This is a genomic window from Streptomyces sp. NPDC051740, assembly GCF_044453165.1.
Classification (GTDB): Bacteria; Actinomycetota; Actinomycetes; order Streptomycetales; family Streptomycetaceae; genus Streptomyces; species Streptomyces atrovirens.
This window is the reverse complement of record NZ_JBITCL010000005.1, coordinates 14133-34184: the sequence shown is the minus strand read 5'-3', so window position 1 is coordinate 34184 and position 20052 is coordinate 14133. Positions and strand designations below refer to the sequence as shown.

Here is a 20052-nt window from a genome sequence, read left to right as displayed (position 1 = left end):
GTGGGATCCGCCCCCGTCACCCGCCCCGGCCCAGGAGGAACCGTTGTCCTCAGTGGAACCCCTCAGCGAACGGGACGACGCCCTGCGGCTGCTGGCCGCGGAGGCCGAACGCGCCCGTGAGGGCTCGGGCCGCCTGTTCCTGCTGCGCGGCGCCACCGGCACCGGCCGCACCGCCCTCCTGAGGGCCGCCGCACAGCAGGCCGCGGCCCGGAACATGTGGGTGCTGCGGGCCCGTTGCGCCCCGGAGAACAGCGGTACGGACTGGGGCGTCGTCCACCAGCTCTTCGGCGCGGAGGCGGACTTCGTCGACGCCCCCCCGGCGGACCCCGGCACTCCCCGGGCCGCGCACCACCGGACGCGGTCCGCGCTGCTGTGGCGGCTGCTGGAGACGTACGCGGCCGAGGCCCCGCTGTTCGTGGCGGTCGACGACGTGCACGTCGCCGACCCGCTCTCGCGCCGCTGGCTGGCGGAGGCGGCCCGGCTCGTCGACGGGCTGCCGGTGCTCCTGGTGGTCACCGAGCGCAGCCAGTACGACATCGACCCGCCCGGCGCCGGTGTCGCCCACGGGCTCTCCCCCGCCCTCGCCCGCACCCACACCCTCGCCCCGCTGAGCGACGGCGCCGCCGCGGACCTGGTCCGCGCCGCGCTCCCCGAGGCCACGCCCGAGCGGGTGGCCGACTGCGTACGGGCCGGGGCGGGCAACCCGCTGCTGCTGCACGCCCTGCTGGAGGACCTGTCGTCCGGGGGCACCACCGACGGGTCCGCCCCGCTGCCGGACACCTGTGCCGCGCTGTACCCGGGCGCCTACCCGGACGCCGTGTCCTGGTGGCTGGCCGGCGCGGGCGGGGCGACGGCCCAGGTCGCCCGTTCCCTGGCCGTGCTGGAGAGCGGGGAAGCGGACGCGGGGGCCGCACGGGCCCCGTCCGCGGACGGCACCGCGCCCGCGCGGAACCGGTACCCGGGGTGCCGCCCCGCCGAACGCCGCGACGTCCAGACCCGGATCATCGCCAGGACGGCCCAGGCGGACCCGGACCGGGTCGCGGGCTGGCTCACCGCGATGACCCGCCTGGGCCTGCTGCGCCAGGACGCGGACGGCCCGCACCGTTACGCGCACCCGCTGCTGCGCGACGCGGTGCTGAGCGGCTGGACGAGCGGCCGGCGCAGGGCGGCCCACCGCACCGCCGCCGAGGAGCTGATGCGCGGGGGCGCCGAGGTCGCCGTGGTGGCCGGACACCTGTCGCACGCCTCCGCGGTGGCCGAGCCCTGGGCCGTCGACGTGCTGGTCGAGGCCGCGGCCGACGAGGTCCGCGCCGGCCGCCCACGAGGCGCCGTGGCGTTCCTGAGACGAGCCCTGGACGAACCCATGGCGCCCGTCCGCCGGGCCACCGTCCTCATCCAGCTCGGTTCCCTGGAGTGCGCCGAGTACCCGTCCGGCGGCATCGCCCGGCTCGCGGAGGCCGTACGGCTGCCGGGCGGGTCCCGGAACCTGGTGCGGGCGATGGTGGCCCTGGCCACGGCGCTCGTCCGCAGCGGGGAGACCCGGGCGGCGCTGCGCATGCTCCGGGAGGAGGAGCCCCGGCTGGCGGACCGGCCCGACCTGGTGCGCACGCTGCGCGCCGTCGCCGTGCTGATGTCCGACGAGGAACTGGGCGCCCTGCGCAGGGAGTACCGGCGGCGGTCCGGGCCGGACGGGGACACCGCGGACCTGCTCGGCGCGGCCCACCGGATACTGAACGTGCGCTACGAGGCGACGGCCGGCCTGATCTCCGCACGGGACGCGATGGCGCAGGTCCGCACGCTCCTGGAGGGGCCGGCCGACCCGATCGCCGAGCCGTTCCTGTTCGGCACGGCCGCCGCCGTGGCCCACTGGGCGGACGAACTCGACGAGGCCGAGCGCCTGGTGCGGCGCGCCCTGGACGCGCTGGGCTCCTTCCTGCTGCACCCCATGCACCACGTCCTGCTCGACCTGCGCGTGGATCTCGCGGCGGCCCGCGCGGACTTCGACGCCGTGCTCGCCGACCCGAGGGCCCGGTCGTCCGGGGCCGGGCCGTCCGGGCCCGGACCCACCAGCGCGCACACGCAGGCCGTGATCGCGCTGGTGGAGACGGGCCGGCTGGAGGAGGCCACCCGCCTCGTGGACGGGTTCGACCTGCGGACGGCACCGGACTCCTGGCGGACCCACCGCTTCCTGTACGCGCGGGGGCTGCTGCGTGCCGCCGCCGGGGACCCGGCGGCGGCGCTGGACGACTTCATGGAGTGCGGACGGCGCCAGGCGGCCCGCGAGGCGTTCAGGTCCGTGGTCGCCCCCTGGCGCGTCGCCGCCGCCGAGTGCGAGCTGGCGCTCGGCCGGCCGCGGGAGGCGCTGGCCCTCGCCGAGGAGGAACTGCGGCTCGCCGAGGTGTGGCACACCCCGCGCGTACGGGGCCGCGCACTGCGCGTGCTGGGCGAGGCGACGGGCGGCCGGCGCGGCCTGGAGTTCACCGGCCGCGCGGTCGGGCTCCTGCGCGGGGAACCGGCCGGAACGGAGCTGGTCTCGGCCCTGATCTCGCACGGCCGGCTGCTCCATGCCCTGCGGGAGCGCTCCCACGCCCGGGAGTCGCTGCGCGAGGCGGTGGAACGTGCCGAACGCCACGGCGCGGTCCGGCTGCGCACCGTCGCCGAGGAACTGCTCCGCGAGGGCGGCGCCCGCCGCGCCGGCGCCCCGCGCACCGGCCCCGCCGCGCTCACCGGCAGCGAACGCCGCATCGCCGGCCTCGCGGCCGAGGGCCGCACGAACGCGGAGATAGCCGCCTTACTGCACCTGGCCCGCCGCACGGTGGAAACCCACCTGACGGCCGCCTACCGCAAACTGGGCATCACCCGCCGCACCGAACTCCCCGGGGCCCTGCCCCCGGCCCCACCCGACGCCCCGGCCCGCGCGGGCTGACCCGCGGCGACGGACGGCCCCGTCGTACAGCGGCGAAGACCGCCACACCGGGCCGCCCGCGGCTCCGCTCCCGGTACTGTCCGGTGCCTCGGCCCGTGCGGGCCGGTGCGGGGGCGGGCGGTGCCGTTGTACGGCGGCGGGGGCGGCCACACCGAACTGCCTGCGGCTCTGCTCCCGGTACCGGAGGACGGTTGTCCCAGTGCTCGCCTCCCGCGTTCTGTAGCGTTCTCAAGCGGAAGAACTGGGATGATGGCGTGCAGAATCGCGTAGGACGTAGGACGTAGGACAACGCGACCGGGGAGCGGAGGGAGCGGATGGCGTACTCGACCCGTATGGCTGCGGCTCTCTCCGGAGCGACAGTCGGGCAACTGCGCACATGGCGACAGGATCGTGGCAACGGGCCGATCCTGTGTCCCGAACTGGCCGCCAGGCCCGCCCTGTACTCCTTCCGCGACGTGCTGGCACTGCGTGCGTTCGCGCACCTTCGTCAGGACGTGTCGCTCCAGATGATCCGCAAGGCTCTGGCCAACCTGAAGAAGATCGGGGAGGCCGAGCACCTGTCCAGCTACTCACTGGTGGCCGAGGTGAGGTTCCCCCGTTTCACCTGACCGGTTCAGGATTGGCTGTTCAGCCCGCCGGGCAGCCAACAGGCCATGAATGAGTCGTTGGCGGTACAGGCGCGGCAAGTAGACCAGGACGACGTGGGGTTCGAGCAGAAATGTGCCCGCGTTCGAGTGAGCGCCGGTAGTGAATGAGCCGAGGACGTTCGCCGCACTTGAGGGCAGGGACGGGGTGGACATCCGGGCAAGCGGAGCGCCACTTGCCGGCCATTGGCTGATCGGCGCCCTTACGGTTCGATGCGGTCTCCTTGATCCTGCTGTGCCGGAGCAAGGGGAGGGCCATGGCGGCGGTACGGAAACGGCGGGTATCGGCTGCGCGCAGGCGTCGTCGGCAGCGACTCGAGGCCGGCGCCGTCACCGGGGCCGGGAGCGTCGTCCTCCTGGTGGCCTTCTGGGGTGTGATCTGGCCCTATTTCGTCGGTGCGCTCGTTCTCGTCGGCGTCTCCGGCGGTGGGTGGTGGTTGTGGCGCACCGATCGGTTCATCAAGGGTGGTGACCGGCAGTGGCGGCATGACGAGGCCGTGAAGGCCGGGCACCGGACGCTTGCCGAGGTCGACGCGATGACGGGGACGGAGTTCGAGGACTTCGTCGTGGAACTGTGCCGACGGGACGGGTGCACCGATGTGCGGAGGGTCGGTGGCTCTCACGACAACGGGGCCGACGTGCTGGGGCGCCTTCCCGATGGGCGGGGCATGGTGATCCAGTGCAAGCGGTACACGCCCAAGAGCAGGATTCCCAGCCGGGAGATGCGTGACCTCCTCGGCGCGAAGGCGCACTTCAAGGCCGACGTGGCGATCTTCGTGGCCACGACGTACTTCAGCGGGCCGGCTGAGAAGTTCGCCATGGAGAACGACATGCTCGCCGTCCACCGTGATCACCTCGGGCTGTGGAACAACGGCGCCTCGCTGCTGTCGCTCGGCGCGGTGAACGGCCTGGGGCAGGGCGACCGCCGGCACCGGGAGCGCTGGAAGGAGACGTACGGGTAGAGGGCGCGAACGACCGGAAAACGCTGGCGCGGGGGTATGCGGAGTGGTCCGGTGCGGGCGTCCGGCGTCAGTACTCTGGAGCGCATGTCTACTGCCCCGGTTCGCGTTCGTTTCGCCCCGTCCCCGACCGGCATGTTCCATGTCGGTGGTGCACGGTCCGCTCTCTACAACTGGGCCGTGGCGCGACAGTCCGGCGGCACGTTCGTTCTGCGGATCGAGGACACCGACGCGGCCCGGAACAAGCCGGAGTGGATCGACGGGATCATCGACGCGCTCGCGGCGATCGGCATCCACGGTGAGGACGCGGCCTTTGAGGGCCCGTACTTCCAGTCGCACAACGCCGACCGGCACCGGGAGGCTGCCCAGCAGCTCTTCGCGGCCGGTCGGGCGTACTACTGCGACTGCACCCGGGAGCAGCTGAAGGAGCGCACGGGCTCGGATCACCTGGGTTATGACGGGTTCTGCCGGGACCGGGGGCTGGCCTTCGAGGAGGGGCGGGCGTTGCGCTTCCGGACGCCGGACGAGGGTGAGACCGTCGTGGTCGACCTGGTCCGAGGAGAGCCGGCGTTCCCGAACAGCGCGATCGAGGACTTCGTCATCGCTCGTGGTGACGGGTCCCCGGTCTTCCTGATCGCGAACGTGGTCGACGACCTGGACGAGGGCATCACGCAGGTCATCCGAGGCGAGGAGCACCTGTCGAACACGCCGAAGCAGCAGCTGCTGTGGGAGGCGCTGGGTGCGAAGCCGCCGGTGTGGGCGCACCTGCCGGTGATCGTGAACGAGAAGCGGCAGAAGCTTTCGAAGCGCCGTGACAAGGTCGCGCTGGAGGACTACCTCGCCGAGGGCTTCCTGCCCGAGGCGATGGTGAACTACCTGATGCTCCTGGGCTGGGGCCCCGGCGACGACCGGGAGATCATGCCGTACGAGGAGCTGGAGCAGCTCTTCCGGATCGAGGACGTCAACACCGCGCCCGCCTTCTTCGACGTGAAGAAGTTGACGGCGTTCAACGGCGACTACACCCGCGCACTCTCGCCGGAGCAGTTCGCCAACGCCTGCGCGCCGTGGCTCGTCGCCCCATACGCGCCGTGGGCCCCGGAGGCGTTCGACAAGGACCTCTTCGAGGTGGCGGCTCCGCTGGCCCAGACCCGACTGGCGCTTCTGTCGGAGATCACCAACTACGTGGACTTCCTGTTCCTCGACGAGCCGGCCGAGGACGAGGCGTCGTGGAACAAGGCGATGAAAGCCGGCGCCGGCGACATCCTGTCCGACGCCCGTGCCGAGCTGGCCGCTGCCGCGGACTGGAAGGCGGACGACCTGAAGGCCGTCCTGCTCGCCGTCGGCGAGAAGCACGGTCTCAAGCTGGGCAAGGCCCAGGCGCCCATCCGGGTTGCGGTCACCGGCCGGACGATCGGACTTCCGCTGTTCGAGTCGATGGAGCTGCTCGGCCGGGACCGCGTACTGGCCCGTCTGGACGCGGCGGCCAAGAAGCTGGCCGCCGCACAGGCATAGCCGTCGGTCAGGCGACCTTCGCGAGAAGGTCGCCCCAGGCGTCGCCGAAGTAGTTCAGATCGAACCGGGCCAGGGCCTCGTACGCAGCCTTGGCCTCGATCTGGTGCGCCGCCGCGCGTTCCCGGACTTGCGTCGGCAGGCAGTCGAGGTCCGGGGCCGGCTGGCCGGTCAGCGCGGCGAGGTCACCCAGGCCGGCCACCGGGCGGATCAGGCAGGGCAGACCGATCAGCAGGGCCTCGGCTGCGCAGCGACTCCAGCCCTCCCGCATCTCGGGGGAACCTCACCGGCGACGCCGGCCCCGACGCGGCCTCCTCGTCGCCCGCCGCCTGATCGGAACCGGCCAACTCGTCACCAGCGAACACGTGAGGGGACAACTCACCGCGTACGCCGGGCACCCGGTGCTGGAATAGCCCCATGGCCGACACACCGTCCCGTACCGGTTCGCCCGCCACCCACGACACGGACCTGATCGTCATCGGCGGCGGCCCGGCGGGCTGCGCCGCCGCCCGGATGGCCGCCGGCGTCGGGATGCGCTCGATCCTGATCGAGCCGGATGCGCTGTGCCGCAACCTCTACCGCATCCCGGTCCTGAACAACGTCCTCGGTGGTTACACGAGCGGTCCCGAGCTCGCCGACTCCATCACCACGGAGCTGAAGAGCACGGAGCTGTGCCGTCTCGAACTCGGCCGGTACGTCACCGAACTCCGTGCCGACGAGGCCCACGTGACCGTCACGCTCGACACCGCCACCCGCCTCACCGCCCCGTACGCCGTCGTCGCCACCGGCGTCGGCCCCCTCCAGCCCCGCGACGTTCCCTGGATCACCGCCTCCGACGGCCTGACCCTGCCCCCGCTCTGGCAGGCCGACGCGGACGACGCCGAGGGCCGCACTCTCCTCGTCCTCGGCGGCGACCGCCCGATCGGCACCTTCCTGCGCGCCCATCCGACCACCGACACCCGCCTGCTCGTGGCCCACCCGGCGGCCGACGAGTACAAGACCGAGGAGATCCGCGAGGACCCCCGAGTCACACTCGTCCCCGTCGAACACCTGACGCTGGGGTCCGCAGAAGGCACCGTGGTGTCAGCGGAAGCGGTGGGCAGGGACGGCGAACGGCAGACGGTCACGGCGGACGCCGCCTACCTCAGCATCGGGAACGCGCCGACCGCCCCGTCCGGTGACCTGACCCGCGGTGCGGACGGATACTGCCCGCCCGCCGACCAGCACCCCCGCGTCATCGTCGCCGGCGACCTCCGCTCCGCCCGCTTCCAGCGGATCATGACCGCCCTGGGCTCCGGCAGCGAGGCCGCGCTGCACGCCTACTACGCGGCCAGGGACCTGCTCACCAAAGGCTGACGATGGCGCCACTGTACGGGAGACCCGGGAAGAGACCGGGAGGAAAAGCCCGTACCGTACGGCAGCGCCCCGTCACCGGCCGGAGCCGGGACGGGGCGCTGAAGGGCACGGGGCGGGAGCGGCGCGAACCGGTCCGCCCCGGGACGGGTTACTTCACCGGCTCCGGCTCCGGAGCGCTCTCGCTCTCCTCGTCGCCCGCCGGGCCGGCCGGGGTCTTGACGGACTCCAGCAGGAGCTGGGCGACGTCGACGACCTGGATGGACTCCTTGGCCTTGCCCTCGTTCTTCTTGCCGTTGACCGAGTCGGTCAGCATGACCAGGCAGAACGGGCAGGCGGTGGAGACGATGTCCGGGTTCAGGGAGAGGGCCTCGTCGACGCGCTCGTTGTTGATGCGCTTGCCGATCCGCTCCTCCATCCACATCCGGGCGCCGCCCGCGCCGCAGCAGAAGCCGCGCTCCTTGTGGCGGTGCATCTCCTCGTTGCGCAGGCCCGGGACCTTGCCGATGATCTCGCGCGGGGGCGTGTAGATCTTGTTGTGGCGGCCCAGGTAGCACGGGTCGTGGTAGGTGATGATGCCCTCGACCGGGGTGACCGGGATCAGCTTGCCCTCGTCCACCAGGTGCTGGAGCAGCTGGGTGTGGTGGATGACCTCGTAGTCGCCGCCGAGCTGCGGGTACTCGTTGCCGAGGGTGTTGAGGCAGTGCGGGCAGGTGGCGACGATCTTCTTCGCCGACCTGGGCTTCGCCGACTCGGGCACGACCTTGCCGTCGTCGTCCGTCTCCTCGCCGAAGGCGGCGTTGAGGGACATGACGTTCTCCATGCCGAGTTCCTGGAACAGCGGCTCGTTGCCGAGGCGCCGCGCCGAGTCACCCGTGCACTTCTCGTCGCCGCCCATGATCGCGAACTTGACGCCCGCGATGTGGAGGAGTTCCGCGAAGGCCTTGGTGGTCTTCTTCGCGCGGTCCTCCAGGGCGCCGGCGCAGCCGACCCAGTACAGGTACTCGACCTCGGTCAGGTCCTCGATGTCCTTGCCGACGACCGGGACCTCGAAGTCGACCTCCTTGGTCCACTCCAGGCGCTGCTTCTTCGCCAGGCCCCAGGGGTTGCCCTTCTTCTCCAGGTTCTTGAGCATCGTGCCCGCCTCGGACGGGAACGCGGACTCGATCATCACCTGGTAGCGGCGCATGTCGACGATGTGGTCGACGTGCTCGATGTCGACGGGGCACTGCTCGACGCAGGCGCCGCAGGTGGTGCAGGACCACAGGACGTCCGGGTCGATGACGCCGTTCTCTTCCGCCGTGCCGATCAGCGGACGCTCGGCCTCCGCCAGCGCCGCCGCGGGCACGCCCGCGAGCTGCTCCTCGGACGCCTTCTCCTCGCCCTCCGTCGTCTTGCCGCCGCCGGCCAGCAGGTAGGGGGCCTTGGCGTGCGCGTGGTCGCGCAGGGACATGATCAGGAGCTTGGGGGAGAGGGGCTTGCCGGTGTTCCAGGCGGGGCACTGCGACTGGCAGCGACCGCACTCGGTGCAGGTGGAGAAGTCCAGCAGGCCCTTCCAGGAGAACTGCTCGACCTGGGAGACGCCGAAGACGTCGTCGTCACCGGGGTCGGTGAAGTCGATCGGCTTGCCGCCGGACGTCATCGGCTGGAGCGCGCCCAGGGCGGTCCCGCCGGTGGCCTCGCGCTTGAACCAGATGTTCGGGAAGGCGAGGAAGCGGTGCCAGGCCACACCCATGTTGGTGTTGAGCGAGACCACGATCATCCAGATGAAGGACGTCGAGATCTTGATCATCGCGAACAGGTAGACCAGGTTCTGCAGCGCGACGACGCTCAGCCCCTTGAAGGCCAGGACCAGCGGGTACGACGCGAAGTACGCGGCCTCGTACTGGTCCACGTGGTGCAGTGCGCCCTCCAGGCCGCGCAGCACGTAGATCGCCAGGCCGATGGTGAGGATGACGTACTCGACGAAGTACGCCTGGCCCGCCTTGGAGCCCGCGAAGCGGGACTTGCGGCCGGGGCGGGACGGCAGGCTCAGCAGCCGGATGACGATGAGCACGGCGATGCCCAGGATCGTCATCACGCCGATGAACTCGATGTACAGCTCGAACGGCAGGAAGCCGCCGATGACCGGCAGCACCCAGTCGGCCTCGAAGAGCTGGCCGAACGCCTGGGCCAGCGTCGGCGGCAGCGTCAGGAAGCCGACGGCGACGAACCAGTGGGCGATGCCGACGACACCCCACCGGTTCATGCGGGTGTGGCCGAGGAACTCCCGCACCAGGGTCACACTGCGCTGGTAGGGATTGTCGGTCCGGGCGCCGGCCGGGACCGGCTGGCCCAGCTTGAAGTACCGGACGAACTGGCCGATCGCGCGTGCGAGCAGCGCGACGCCGACCACGGTCAGGACCAGCGACACGATGATCGCGGCGAGTTGCATGGGGGCTCCTCGGGCCTGCGAGGGGTTTGACGAGGGATTTTCAGGACTGGAACGGGGGCTCCACTACGGCTTCCCCGAAATTACTAAGCGGTAACTTATGCAGTCCGTTCGAGATTACCCCCATCTCCGGTCGCACTGTAGCCGGGCGCGGGGTGATCTGAATCGCTCAGGGTTGCCTATGGCGGCACCCCCGGGGGGCGTCCCGAATGGCGTCCGGGATCCGATCGTGTTATTCGCGATAAATCGGTCCATACGCCCCTAACTTATATCCGTGCTCTACGGGATCGCCGCCACCGCCACCGCCCTGCTGCTCTCCGCCCTCCTCGCGGAGCTGCTGCGGGTCCCCGCCCTGCGCCTGGGAATCGTGGACCGCAGACGCCGCTGGGCGCTGCCGCTGTCCGGGGGAACGGCCGTCGTGCTCGCGACCGTGCTGGTGGCGGGGCTCGGCGACCGGGCGGGACATGCCCCGCTCGGCACCGGGATCGGCCGGCTGCTGGCCGCCGGGGCCTGGATCGGCGTGCTCGGGCTGGCCGCCGACGTGTGGCGGCTGCGGTGGTGGGTCCCGCTCGCCGGTACGGCCGTGGCGGCGGCGCTCGTCGTGCCGTACACGGAGACCGGGGTCGTGCGGGGGGTGCTCGCCGTGGGGTGGGTGGTGGCGGTCACCGCCGCGTTCCGGGGGCTCGACCACGTCGACGGGCTGGCCGGCACCGTGGGGGTGGTGACCGCGTTCGGGGTGGCGGTCTGCGCGGCGGCCGAGCTGATGGACGGGATCGCGGTGCTGATGAGCGTGCTGGCCGCCGCGCTCGCCGGGTTCCTGCTGCACAACTGGCATCCCGCGCGGGCCGGCCTCGGGGCGGGCGGCTCGCTGTTCACGGGGTTCACGGTGGCCTCGGCGGCGGTGTTCGTGCGGGCCGGGCAGGGAATCGGGACCGGTGCCGGGGTGTTGTTCGCCCTGACGGCCGTGGTGTGCGCCGACGCCGTACTGGTGGTCCTCGCGCGGCGGCTGTCCCGGTGGCCGCTGACCCGCGGCCGGCCGGACCACCTGGGGCACCGGCTGCGGCGGCTCGGACTCGCCCCCCGCGCGGTGACCGTCCTGCTCGGCGTCGGCGCGCTGGGCGGGGTGCTGGTGGGGGTGGCCGCCCACATCGGGCGGGTGTCCGGGGGCGCGGTGGTGTGGGTGGCGGCGGTCGCCGCGGTGGTCGTACTCGCGCTCGTACGGTTGCCCGTCACCCCCGTTTTTCGTCCCCGTCAACGATCTGTCGAAGCATCACCGCAGGTCAGGGAGCGGTTGCGTGTAAGGAACGGATAAGAGTTGAGTCTGCTCGACTCAGCTCTGTTGACCCCGCGCCGGGTGTCATGCATGCTTGAGTCCGTTCCACTCAAGTCAGCTGGAGGAATCGAAATGGCACGTGCGGTCGGCATCGACCTGGGCACGACTAACTCCGTCGTCAGCGTTCTGGAGGGCGGCGAGCCCACCGTCATCACCAACGCCGAGGGCGCCAGGACCACGCCGTCCGTCGTCGCCTTCGCCAAGAACGGCGAGGTGCTGGTCGGCGAGGTGGCCAAGCGCCAGGCGGTCACGAACGTCGACAGGACCATCCGGTCGGTCAAGCGCCACATGGGCACCGACTGGAAGATCGAGCTCGACGGGAAGCCCTTCAACCCGCAGCAGATCAGCGCCTTCGTGCTGCAGAAGCTGAAGCGCGACGCCGAGTCGTACCTGGGCGAGAAGGTCACGGACGCGGTCATCACCGTCCCGGCGTACTTCAACGACGCCGAGCGCCAGGCGACCAAGGAGGCCGGCGAGATCGCCGGTCTGAACGTGCTGCGCATCGTCAACGAGCCGACGGCCGCCGCCCTGGCGTACGGCCTCGACAAGGACGACCAGACGATCCTCGTCTTCGACCTCGGTGGCGGTACCTTCGACGTCTCCCTGCTGGAGATCGGCGACGGTGTCGTCGAGGTGAAGGCCACCAACGGTGACAACAACCTCGGTGGTGACGACTGGGACCAGCGCGTCGTCGACTACCTGGTCAAGCAGTTCCAGTCGGGCCACGGCGTGGACCTCGGCAAGGACAAGATGGCGCTGCAGCGTCTGCGCGAGGCCGCCGAGAAGGCGAAGATCGAGCTGTCCTCGTCCACCGAGACCTCGATCAACCTCCCCTACATCACCGCGTCCGCCGAGGGCCCGCTGCACCTGGACGAGAAGCTCACCCGCGCCCAGTTCCAGCAGCTCACGGCCGACCTGCTGGAGCGCTGCAAGACGCCGTTCCACAACGTCATCAAGGACGCCGGCATCCAGCTGTCCGAGATCGACCACGTCGTTCTCGTCGGTGGCTCCACCCGCATGCCCGCCGTCGCCGAGCTCGTCAAGGAGATGACCGGCGGCAAGGAGGCCAACAAGGGCGTCAACCCGGACGAGGTCGTCTCGATCGGTGCCGCTCTCCAGGCCGGTGTCCTCAAGGGCGAGGTCAAGGACGTCCTGCTGCTCGACGTCACCCCGCTGTCCCTCGGCATCGAGACCAAGGGCGGCATCATGACCAAGCTGATCGAGCGCAACACCACGATCCCGACGAAGCGCTCCGAGATCTTCACCACGGCCGAGGACAACCAGCCGTCGGTGCAGATCCAGGTCTACCAGGGCGAGCGCGAGATCGCCGCGTACAACAAGAAGCTCGGCATGTTCGAGCTGACCGGTCTGCCGCCGGCGCCGCGCGGCGTCCCGCAGATCGAGGTCTCCTTCGACATCGACGCCAACGGCATCATGCACGTGACCGCGAAGGACCTGGGCACGGGCAAGGAGCAGAAGATGACCGTCACCGGCGGCTCCTCGCTGCCGAAGGACGAGGTCGACCGGATGCGCCAGGAGGCCGAGAAGTACGCGGAGGAGGACCACGCCCGCCGCGAGGCCGCCGAGACCCGCAACCAGGGCGAGCAGCTCGTCTACCAGACCGAGAAGTTCCTCAGCGACAACGCGGACAAGGTCCCCGGTGACGTCAGGACCGAGGTCGAGACCGCCGTCGCCGAGCTGAAGGAGAAGCTCAAGGGCGAGGACTCCGCCGAGATCCGCACCGCCACGGAGAAGGTCGCCGCCGTCTCCCAGAAGCTGGGCCAGGCCCTGTACGCCGACGCCCAGGCCGGGCAGGCCGCCGGTGGCGCGTCCGCCGGTGCCGGTGAGGCGAAGGCCGACGACGACGTCGTCGACGCCGAGATCGTCGACGAGGACCGCAAGGACGGTGCGGCGTGACCGAGGAGACCCCGGGCTTCGACGAGCAGTCGCAGCAGCCCGACGTCCCCTCCGACGAAGCCGAGCCGAAGGCCGCCGCCACACCCTCCGCGGAGGAGGGGGCGGCCCCGGCCGGGGACACGGGCCAGGAAGCGGCCCTGGTGGCCCAGCTGGACCAGGCGCGCACGGCGCTCAACGAGCGCACGGCGGACCTCCAGCGCCTCCAGGCCGAGTTCCAGAACTACCGCCGCCGGGTCGAGCGCGACCGGATCGCCGTGAAGGAGATCGCCGTGGCGAACCTCCTGAGCGAGCTGCTCCCCGTGCTCGACGACGTCGGCCGCGCGCGGGAACACGGCGAGCTGGTCGGCGGCTTCAAGTCCGTCGCGGAGTCGCTGGAGACGGTCATCGCCAAGATGGGCCTCCAGCAGTTCGGCAAGGAGGGCGAGCCCTTCGACCCGACGATCCACGAGGCGCTGATGCACAGCTACGCGCCGGACGTCACCGAGACGACGTGCGTGGCGATTCTGCAGCCGGGGTATCGGATCGGCGAGCGCACCATCCGCCCCGCGCGGGTGGCCGTCGCCGAGCCGCAGCCCGGCGCGCAGGCGGTCAAGCCGGCCGAGGAGACCACCGAGGCGCAGGACGGACCGTCGGAGGACAAGGAGAGCGGTGGCCCGGAGGAGGGCTGACGTAATAGCTGACGCAGGGAAGGAGGGACGTCGGGGATGAGCACCAAGGACTTCATCGAGAAGGACTTCTACAAGGTCCTCGGCGTCCCCAAGGACGCCACCGAGGCCGAGATCAAGAAGGCGTACCGGAAGCTCGCCCGCGAGTTCCACCCGGACGCCAACAAGGGCAACGCCAAGGCGGAGGAGCGGTTCAAGGAGATCTCCGAGGCGAACGACGTCCTCGGCGACCCCAAGAAGCGCAAGGAGTACGACGAGGCGCGCGCGCTCTTCGGCAGCGGAGGCTTCCGTCCGGGGCCGGGCGCGGGCGGCGGCTCCTTCAACTTCGACCTGGGTGACCTCTTCGGCGGTCAGGGTGCCGGCGGCCAGCAGGCGGGCGGCGGCTTCGGCGGCGGCCTCGGTGACGTCTTCGGGGGCCTGTTCAACCGCGGCGGCGCGGGCACCACGCGCACCCAGCCGCGGCGCGGCCAGGACATCGAGTCCGAGGTGACGCTCAGCTTCACCGAGGCGATCGAGGGCGCGACCGTCCCGCTGCGGATGTCGTCGCAGGCGCCCTGCAAGGCCTGTTCGGGCACCGGCGACAAGAACGGCACACCGCGCGTGTGCCCGACCTGCGTCGGCACCGGCCAGGTGGCGCGGGGCTCCGGCGGCGGCTTCTCGCTCACCGACCCCTGCCCCGACTGCAAGGGCCGCGGTCTGATCGCGGAGGAGCCCTGCGAGATCTGCAAGGGCAGCGGCCGGGCCAAGTCCTCGCGGACCATGCAGGTGCGCATCCCCGCGGGCGTCAGCGACGGCCAGCGGATCCGGCTGCGCGGCAAGGGCGCGCCGGGCGAGCGCGGCGGTCCCGCCGGCGATCTGTACGTCGTCGTGCACGTCGGCGCCCACCCGGTGTTCGGCCGCAAGGACGACAACCTCACCGTCACGGTCCCGGTGGCGTTCACCGAGGCCGCCCTCGGCGGCGAGGTCCGGGTGCCGACGCTGGGCGGTCCGCCGGTCACGCTGAAGCTGCCGCCGGGCACGCCCAACGGGCGCACCATGCGGGCCCGGGGCAAGGGCGCGGTCCGCAAGGACGGCACCCGCGGCGATCTGCTGGTCACCGTGGAGGTGAGTGTTCCCAAGGACGTGTCGGGGAAGGCTCGTGACGCACTGGAGGCGTATCGCGAGGCGACCGCGGACGACGATCCGCGGGCGGAGCTGTTTCAGGCCGCGAAGGGAGCTTGATTTCAGATGGACGGCCGTCGACGCAATCCGTATGAACTGACCCAGGACACCCCGGTCTACGTCATCTCGGTGGCGGCCCAGCTCTCCGGCCTGCACCCGCAGACGCTGCGGCAGTACGACCGGCTGGGTCTCGTGTCGCCGGACCGCACGGCCGGACGGGGCCGCCGTTACTCGGCCCGTGACATCGAGCTGCTCCGTCAGGTGCAGCAGCTGTCGCAGGACGAGGGCATCAACCTGGCCGGAATCAAGCGCATCATCGAACTGGAGAACCAGGTCGCCGCCCTCCAGGCCCGCGCGGCCGAGCTGGAGAACGCCCTGGACGGGGCGGCCGCGGCGATGCGGCAGCGCGAGGCCGCGGTGCACGCCTCGTACCGCCGTGACCTGGTGCCCTACCAGGAGGTGCAGCAGACCAGCGCGCTGGTGGTGTGGCGGCCCAAGCGGCAGCAGCCGGACTGAGGCGCCGGCCCGGAGTACCGAGAGAGGCCCGGAGGTTCACGAACCTCCGGGCCTCTCGGTTTAGGCACAGTTGCTTGTGTGACTATGGTATGGCTGCGTGTCCAGATGATTCTCGCCGGACGTCCGCAGGTCTCTCACGATTTCGGCGCACCGTGCTGTGTCCATCTCGTTAAGCGGCCGACCTTGACTCCGGTGGGGACTGAAGCGTTGGCTTTTCAGTCACATGGGCCGCAAAGCTGTGCCCACGTCCGAAACGCACCTGAAGTGAGCCCTCGCATGCGTCGTATCGCCATATCCGTGGCCGCCACCGCCATGTCCGTCACGCTCGTCGGATGCGGCGCGCTCAACGCGACGGGGAGCAGTGACGACGAGAGCCCGGCCAAGGGCGACGACATGACCGTCGGGCTGCTGCTCCCGGAGAAGGCCAACACCCGGTACGAGCAGTTCGACTACCCCATCTTCAAGACGAAGGTGGAGTCGCTCACCAACAAGAAGGGCAAGGTCGAGTACGCCAACGCCGAGGCGGACGCCGGCAAGCAGGCCGACCAGATGCAGCAGATGATCGACGACAAGGTCGACGTCATCGTGCTGGACGCGGTCGACGCGCACGCCGTCGCGGACAGCGTGCAGAAGGCCAAGGACGCGGGCATCCCCGTCATCGCCTACGACCGTCTCGCCGAGGGCCCGATCGACGCGTACATCTCCTTCGACAACGAGCTGGTCGGCGAGGTGCAGGGCCGTTCCCTGCTGGAGGCGCTCGGCGCCGAGTCCGGCATCACCGACAAGATCGTGATGATGAACGGCTCGTCGACCGACCCCAACGCCAAGCAGTTCAAGGCGGGCGCGCTCTCCGAGCTCAAGGGCCAGGTGACGATCGCCAAGTCCTACGACACCAAGGACTGGAAGCCGGAGAACGCGCAGGCCAACATGGCCGAGGCGATCGACGCGATCGGCGCGGGCGACATCAAGGCGGTCTACTCCGCCAACGACGGCATGGCGGGCGGCATCGTCAAGGCGCTCAAGGCCGCCGGCGTGACCGAGCTGCCCCCGATCACCGGCCAGGACGCCGAACTCGCGGCGGTGCAGCGCATCCTCGCCGGCGAGCAGTACATGAGCGTGTACAAGTCCTACCCGGACGAGGCCGAGAACGCCGCCGAGATGGCCGTGGCGAAGGTCCAGGGCAAGGACATCCAGTTCGACGCGCTCACCCGCGAGCGGGTGGACAGCCCCACCACCAAGGACATCCCGGCGCAGCTCGTGCCCGTGGTCGCGCTGACCAAGGACAACATCGAGGACACCGTGGTCGCCGACGAGATCTACGACGTCTCGGACATCTGCACCGCGGAGTTCGCGGCGGCCTGCGAGGCGGTCAAGCTGAAGTAGCCGCCGACCCGTCGGTATCCGGACACCCGCCGGTCCTCCGACCGGCGCCGGCTCTCAGGGTCTGGCGCCGGGATCAGGCCGGGCTCGCGGGCCCTGGCACCATTCCCCCCACTCTCGGCTCCTCCCCCACTCTCGGCTTCGCTCGAGCGGGGGGATCCCCATGCGCGGGGGACCCCCATGCGCGGGGGACCCCCATGCGCGGGGGGACCCCCACCGCCGCGTTGTCGTCGGTCGCCAGGGCTCCGCCCTGGCGCCCTCCTCCGCCTTGCGATGCTCCCCCACTGCCTGAAAGGCGTGGGAGGTACCCCACCACCGGACCCCGCTCCCTGATCCGGCCTGATCCCGGCGCCGGACCCTGCCCATGTTGCACAGCCGGTTCCGGCCGCGCATAGTTGCGCTGCGGAAAGTGGCTGAACCGGGGGTGGGACGGGCGATGGCCGGGCACGGGACGGACGGGCATCCACACGGTGCTGACCGACTGTGCGAGGCCGGGGATCGCGTGTATTCCCGGGCCGTACGGCGCGGACGGCTGCCGCGCCGGGACGCGGAGCCGGTGCCCTGCCTGCTGGAACTGGCCCTGCTGCACCCCGACCCCGACGACATGGACTGGCTCGTCCCCACTCCCCCGCAGGAGGTCATGACCCGGCTGCTGCGCGGGATGTACGACGAGGTGAACGCGAGCCGGCGCCGGGTCGGCTCGACCGTCGAGGCCTTCGAACGGTACGCCGGTCTGGGCCACCGGGTGCCCGCCGCGCCGACGGCGGCGGAGGGCCCGGCGATCCGGGTGCTGGACGGGCTCGCCCGCATCCAGGCCGCGATGGACGAGGCGACCCAGGCGTGCACCACCGAGGTGCTCACCGTCCAGCCGGGCGGCATCCGGCGCGAGGCGGAGCTGTCCGAGGGCCTGCACCGGGCGACGGCGCTGCGCGGCCGGGGCGTGCGCATGCGGGACCTGTACACGCATGTCGCCCGGCACGGGCACGGACTGCTCAGCTATCTGGAGCTGATGGGCGACGCGGTGGAGGCGCGCACCCTGGACGAGGTGGTCGAGCGGCTGATCCTCTTCGACCGCACGGTCGCCTTCATCCCCGCCAACACCGAGCGCACCATGGCGCTGGAGCTGCGCCACCCGGCGCTGGTGGAGTACCTGGGCACGGTCTTCGACCGGCTGTGGCGGCTCGCCATCCCGCTGACCGCCCCGCTGCCCGACACCGGCATCGAGGGCATCTCGCACCGGGAGCAGTCCATCGCGGCGCTGCTCGCGGAGGGCCATCAGGACGCGGTGATCGCGGAACGCCTCGGCATCAGCGTGCGGACCTGCCGGGCCCACATCGCCCGCCTGTCGGAGACGCTGGGCGCGACCAGCCGTACGCAGCTCGGCGTCCGTATCGCCCAGGCCGGCCTGGACGGCTTCCGCCGCCCCGCCGTCACTGCGGTGCGCCCTCCTGGTTGAGGATCCCGGACTCCGCGATGAGGTAGCCGAGCTGGGCCCGGCTGCCGCTGCCGAGGGTGGCGGCGAGTTTGGCGATGTGGGCGCGGCACGTCCGTACGTTCATGCCGAGGCGGCGGGCGATGGCCTCGTCCACGTGGCCCTCCACCAGGAGCTTGGCGATGGAGTGCTGTATCTCCGGTATGCCGTCGGGCGCGGTCTCGTAGGGGGTGCCGGCGGTCAGCGGGACCGCGCGGCTCCACATGAACTCGAAGACCTTGCTCAGATAGCGGACGAGGCCGGTGTGCCGCAGTTCCAGGGCGACCTGGCGGTCGTCGCGCACGGGGATGAAGGCGACCGTCTCGTCGCAGATGATGAGGCGCTCCACCAGCTCGTCGATGGTGCGGTACTCCGCCCTGCCGTTGGCGAACTGCTCGACGTAGGAGAGGCGCTCGGGGTTGAACCGGGCGGTGTGCTGGTAGAGGGTGCGTATGCGCACGCCGCGTTCGACGAGCAGCCGGTCGCGCTCGAACCCCTGCAGCAGGCTGCGTTCGGGCCGGTGCCCGCTCGGCTGGACGGTGAGCATCTCCGTCCGGCACTGGGCGGTGGCCAGGTCCAGCGCGCTGTTGATGCGGTCGTTGCCCTCGAGCACCGTGATCGAGTGGGCGGGCGCGATCTCCCGGGCGCTCAGGGACATGAAAGGCTCGAAAGTGTCGGCGAGTTCTATCGACAGGCGCCGGCGTTCGGTGATCTCCCGTTCTATGGGGCTCAACCGCTGGGAAAGCGCGATCGAGGGAAGCACCGGACGCAACCACTGCGCATCGTCGGGATCCGGATGAAGAAGGGCGAAGTCCATCAAGCAGGGCGCGGGTTCCACGTCGGCGCGGGCGATACGTCCCGCGCGGAGGGCATTCGCGTACAGTCGCCCCCCCTCCTCGCACAGCTCGGTCACCGCGTGAGGATGTGCCGCCTTGGTCTGTTTTGTTCCCAAATCTCCACCCCACAGGGTCCTGAACATGCAGGAACATGATGCACCGATCGTGTGGCCATGATGTGCCCGAATGAGCCATCGTCGTACTGGACGGGGGACAGAGGGGACCTTCAAGTGAGGACGAAGCCGACTATGGGTAAGAAAATGCTTCGCTCGGTGCTTGTCGCCGCTTTCTCCGCCGGTGTGGCCTTTGGGATAGCAGGCGGCCTCTCCGAGGCGAAGGTGGACGTCAGGGCGGACAGTGTGTGGCCGCCGGTCGTCGCGCCGATCGTCGCGGAGGACGCGGTCATGGCCGACAGCGTGTGGGCCGGCCCCGCGCGTACGGATGACAGCGTGTGGGCTTGACATGACTACTCCACCCGACGACCGCTCCTTCCGCCGGGAGATGGCGACCGCCTACCGATCCGGATGGCACTTCATCGACCTGGTCACCGCCATCCCCCACAGCGGTGACTCGTTGATGGTGACCGTCTTCGGTGAGCCGGTCGTCGTCACCCGCGACGAGGACGGGGACGTACGGGCGTACCGGTGCCTGCGGCGGCCCAGGGGGGCGCCGAAGCCCGTGCGGTGTGCCATCCGGTACGGAATGATCTTTGTGAACCTGGACCAACGGGACCACCGGCAGGTGGAGTCGGACTCCCCTGCCCCCCGGACCATCTCGGCCACCCCCCGCAGTGCCTGACGCGATTCCCCCGTCGTAAAAGATCGCGCAGGTGCTTCCCCCCGCAGCGGGGGGGGGGGGGGGGGGGGGGGGGGGGGGGGGGGGGGGGGGGGGGGGGGTGGGTGGGGGGGGGGGGGGGGGGGGGCGGCGCGGGGCGCGGGGGGGGGGGGGGCG

The 20052-nt window shown here is 71.1% G+C and carries 16 protein-coding genes and 1 pseudogene; 14 read left to right on the top strand and 3 right to left on the bottom strand.

Going from position 1 to position 20052, the window contains the following annotated elements; genetic code table 11:
- Positions 1 to 43: 43 nt before the first annotated feature.
- From ACIA6T_RS10125 to gltX, 4 genes are all read left to right on the top strand, one after another.
- Positions 44 to 2926 carry an AAA family ATPase gene (locus ACIA6T_RS10125; RefSeq protein WP_399446098.1) on the top strand — a complete coding sequence of 961 codons (2883 nt, stop codon included), beginning with the start codon at positions 44 to 46 and terminating at the stop codon, positions 2924 to 2926.
- A 314-nt stretch (positions 2927 to 3240) separates the two neighbouring features.
- Complete coding sequence (locus ACIA6T_RS10120) at positions 3241 to 3534, top strand: MerR family transcriptional regulator (RefSeq protein ID WP_399446097.1); 294 nt, start codon at positions 3241 to 3243, stop codon at positions 3532 to 3534.
- A 293-nt stretch (positions 3535 to 3827) separates the two neighbouring features.
- A complete protein-coding gene (locus tag ACIA6T_RS10115) occupies positions 3828 to 4532 on the top strand; it encodes a restriction endonuclease (protein WP_399446096.1) in 705 nt (234 codons plus the stop codon).
- Between the two features lie 132 nt (positions 4533 to 4664).
- Positions 4665 to 6041 (top strand): glutamate--tRNA ligase, encoded by a 1377-nt coding sequence (gltX, locus tag ACIA6T_RS10110; protein ID WP_399446409.1) that lies wholly within the window; start codon positions 4665 to 4667, stop codon positions 6039 to 6041.
- 7 nt (positions 6042 to 6048) lie between these two features.
- On the opposite strand, the pseudogene ACIA6T_RS10105 reads toward gltX, so the two are convergent.
- Positions 6049 to 6315: pseudogene (locus tag ACIA6T_RS10105) on the bottom strand (glycosyltransferase); the annotation flags it as partial.
- Between the two features lie 140 nt (positions 6316 to 6455).
- Here ACIA6T_RS10105 and ACIA6T_RS10100 point away from each other — a divergent pair.
- Positions 6456 to 7394, top strand: coding sequence for an FAD-dependent oxidoreductase (locus ACIA6T_RS10100; protein WP_399446095.1), 939 nt, complete (start codon positions 6456 to 6458; stop codon positions 7392 to 7394).
- Positions 7395 to 7542: 148 nt separating this feature from the next.
- Here ACIA6T_RS10100 and ACIA6T_RS10095 read toward each other — a convergent pair whose 3' ends face one another.
- On the bottom strand, positions 7543 to 9825 hold the full coding sequence (locus ACIA6T_RS10095; protein ID WP_399446094.1) for a heterodisulfide reductase-related iron-sulfur binding cluster: 2283 nt from the start codon (positions 9823 to 9825) through the stop codon (positions 7543 to 7545).
- Between the two features lie 271 nt (positions 9826 to 10096).
- Between ACIA6T_RS10095 and ACIA6T_RS10090 the strand changes: the two genes are divergently transcribed.
- The 7 genes from ACIA6T_RS10090 to ACIA6T_RS10060 all read left to right on the top strand — a co-directional run bounded on the left by ACIA6T_RS10090 (position 10097) and on the right by ACIA6T_RS10060 (position 18250).
- Complete coding sequence (locus tag ACIA6T_RS10090) at positions 10097 to 11134, top strand: MraY family glycosyltransferase (RefSeq protein WP_399446093.1); 1038 nt, start codon at positions 10097 to 10099, stop codon at positions 11132 to 11134.
- 93 nt (positions 11135 to 11227) lie between these two features.
- Positions 11228 to 13072, top strand: a complete 1845-nt coding sequence (gene dnaK / locus ACIA6T_RS10085) for a molecular chaperone DnaK (RefSeq protein ID WP_399446092.1) — start codon at positions 11228 to 11230, stop codon at positions 13070 to 13072.
- Entirely contained in the window at positions 13069 to 13740 is a 672-nt protein-coding gene (gene grpE / locus ACIA6T_RS10080) for a nucleotide exchange factor GrpE (RefSeq protein WP_399446091.1), read from the top strand. The genes dnaK and grpE overlap by 4 nt, the downstream gene beginning before the upstream one ends.
- Before the next feature lie 36 nt (positions 13741 to 13776).
- Positions 13777 to 14958, top strand: coding sequence for a molecular chaperone DnaJ (dnaJ, locus tag ACIA6T_RS10075; RefSeq protein ID WP_399446090.1), 1182 nt, complete (start codon positions 13777 to 13779; stop codon positions 14956 to 14958).
- A 6-nt stretch (positions 14959 to 14964) separates the two neighbouring features.
- Positions 14965 to 15414: a heat shock protein transcriptional repressor HspR gene (locus ACIA6T_RS10070; protein ID WP_073933147.1), complete on the top strand. Its 450-nt coding sequence runs from the start codon at positions 14965 to 14967 to the stop codon at positions 15412 to 15414.
- Positions 15415 to 15678: 264 nt separating this feature from the next.
- Positions 15679 to 16797, top strand: a complete 1119-nt coding sequence (locus ACIA6T_RS10065) for a sugar ABC transporter substrate-binding protein (protein ID WP_399446089.1) — start codon at positions 15679 to 15681, stop codon at positions 16795 to 16797.
- A 433-nt stretch (positions 16798 to 17230) separates the two neighbouring features.
- Entirely contained in the window at positions 17231 to 18250 is a 1020-nt protein-coding gene (locus ACIA6T_RS10060; RefSeq protein WP_399446408.1) for a LuxR C-terminal-related transcriptional regulator, read from the top strand.
- On the opposite strand, the gene ACIA6T_RS10055 is transcribed toward ACIA6T_RS10060, so the two are convergent.
- Positions 18225 to 19244: a helix-turn-helix transcriptional regulator gene (locus ACIA6T_RS10055; RefSeq protein ID WP_399446088.1), complete on the bottom strand. Its 1020-nt coding sequence runs from the start codon at positions 19242 to 19244 to the stop codon at positions 18225 to 18227. The two genes, ACIA6T_RS10060 and ACIA6T_RS10055, sit on opposite strands and share 26 nt — an antisense overlap.
- A 129-nt stretch (positions 19245 to 19373) precedes the next feature.
- Between ACIA6T_RS10055 and ACIA6T_RS10050 the strand changes: the two genes are divergently transcribed.
- Together ACIA6T_RS10050 and ACIA6T_RS10045 are read left to right on the top strand one after the other, a co-directional pair.
- The gene (locus ACIA6T_RS10050) at positions 19374 to 19562 is read left to right on the top strand and encodes a hypothetical protein (protein ID WP_399446087.1); all 189 of its coding nucleotides are present in this window, start codon (positions 19374 to 19376) and stop codon (positions 19560 to 19562) included.
- Position 19563: 1 nt separating this feature from the next.
- Complete coding sequence (locus ACIA6T_RS10045; RefSeq protein WP_019524256.1) at positions 19564 to 19899, top strand: hypothetical protein; 336 nt, start codon at positions 19564 to 19566, stop codon at positions 19897 to 19899.
- Positions 19900 to 20052 lie beyond the last annotated feature (153 nt).